Origin of the sequence: Streptomyces sp. SID14478 (genome assembly GCF_010548525.1) — a bacterium.
In the GTDB taxonomy this organism is placed as follows: Bacteria; Actinomycetota; Actinomycetes; order Streptomycetales; family Streptomycetaceae; genus Streptomyces.
Genome location: NZ_JAAGMG010001285.1, coordinates 1 through 1,897 on the forward strand (window position 1 = coordinate 1; position 1,897 = coordinate 1,897).

Here is a 1,897-nt window from a genome sequence, read left to right on the forward strand (position 1 = left end):
GCCCGACCCGCGCTCGCGCCGCCAGCCCGACGGCCCCGACGGCCTGAGCGCGGTCGTCGACCACGACCGGCACGCGTGGCGTGGCGACTGGGCGGGCCGGGGGCTGACCGGCGCCGTCCTGTACGAGCTGCACGTGGGCACGTACACGAAGGAGGGCACGCTCGACGCGGCCGCCGAGCGCCTTCGGCACCTGGCCGACCTGGGCGTCACCCACGTCGAGTTGATGCCGCTGTGCCCGGTCCCGGGCCGGTACGGCTGGGGGTACGACGGCGTCAGCCTGTGGGCGGTGCACGAGGCGGTCGGCGGCCCCGCCGCGCTGAAACGCTTCGTCGACGCGGCGCACGCGCTCGGCCTCGGCGTCGTCCTCGACGTCGTGCACAACCACCTCGGTCCCGCGGGCAACTACCTGTCCGCGTTCGGGCCGTACTTCACGGACACCCACCACACGCCGTGGGGCAGCGCCGTGAACCTCGACGCGCCGGGCTCCGACGAGGCCCGCGCCTACCTGCTCGGCAGCGCCCTCGCCTGGCTGCGCGACTACCGCCTCGACGGCCTGCGCCTCGACGCCGTCCACGAACTGCACGACCGGCGCGCCCTGCCCTTCCTGGAGGAACTGTCGACGGCCGTGGACGCGCTCGCGGACCGGCTGGGCCGTCCGCTGTTCCTGATCGGCGAGTCCGACCTGGGCGACCCGCGCGTCATCACGCCCCGCGGCGAGGGGGGCCTCGGGCTGCACGCGCAGTGGAACGACGACGTCCACCACGCCGTCCACGCCGCCGTCACCGGTGAACGGCAGGGCTACTACGCCGACTTCGCCCGCGCACCGCTGGCGGCCGTCGCCAAGACGCTGACCCGCGGCTTCTTCCACGACGGTACGTATTCGACGTTCCGCGGCCGGCACCACGGCAGGCCCGTGGACCGCACCCGCACCCCCGCGCACCGTCTCCTCGCCTACACGCAGACCCACGACCAGATCGGCAACCGCGCCCAGGGCGACCGGCTCGCGGCCCTCGTCTCGCCCGGTCTGCTGGCCTGTGCGGCGACGCTGGTGCTCACGAGCCCCTTCACGCCGATGCTGTTCATGGGCGAGGAGTGGGCGGCGAGCACGCCCTGGCAGTACTTCACGGACCACACCGATCCGCAGCTCGCCGACGCCGTGCGCCAGGGCAGGCGCCGCGAGTTCGGGGCGCACGGCTGGGCCGCGGAGGACATTCCCGACCCGCAGGACCCGGCCACCCGCGAGCGGTCCTGCCTGGACTGGTCGGAGCGTGAGACGGGGCACCACGCGCGCGTGCTCGCCTGGTACCGGGAACTGATCGCGCTGCGCGCGGCCCGCACCGATCTCCAGGACCCGGACCTGGCGGCGGTCAAGGTCGCGTACGACGAAGAGGCGCGGTGGATCGTCTACCGCAGGGGGGATCTGCGGGTGGCGGTGAACCTGTCGGGGGTGCCGGTCTCGATTCCGCTGGGGCGGCCGGTGGCCCAGGTCCTCGCGGCCTGGGAGCCGGTGCAACTGCCCGGCCCGGACGGGGCGTTGACGGTTCCGGCGGAGTCGTGCGTGGTCGCGATCGCGCCCTAGACCGAAGACCTGGACCCCGGGACCGCACCTCGGGGCCCCGCACGCCCCCCGTGTCCGTCCGCCGAGCCGCGGTCCGGCGGACGACGCGGCGTAGCGTCACCCCTCCGACGCCAGCTCCAGCAGGATCGCCTCCCACGCCCGCTCCCCCTGCACCCGCAACAACGCCTCCGGGCTGTCGTCGCCCCCGTACAGCCGGTCCGCCAGGCGGACCAGGGTGTCGCAGCGGGCCAGCCACAGGCCGCGCAGGCAGACCCGGGGCCCGTAGCCGGCCAGCGTCGCGGAGCGCACCGCCGCCCGGGCGCCCACGGCGATCGCGAG

The 1,897-nt window shown here is 75.2% G+C and carries 1 protein-coding gene and 1 pseudogene; one reads left to right on the forward strand and one right to left on the reverse strand.

Going from position 1 to position 1,897, the window contains the following annotated elements:
* Nucleotides 1-1,579: malto-oligosyltrehalose trehalohydrolase (treZ, locus tag G3I40_RS41145; RefSeq protein ID WP_164559919.1), on the forward strand; the 1,579-nt coding region annotated here is incomplete at its 5' end.
* A gap of 96 nt (nt 1,580-1,675) precedes the next feature.
* Here treZ and G3I40_RS41150 read toward each other — a convergent pair.
* A pseudogene (locus tag G3I40_RS41150) lies at nt 1,676-1,897 on the reverse strand (aminoglycoside phosphotransferase family protein); the annotation flags it as partial.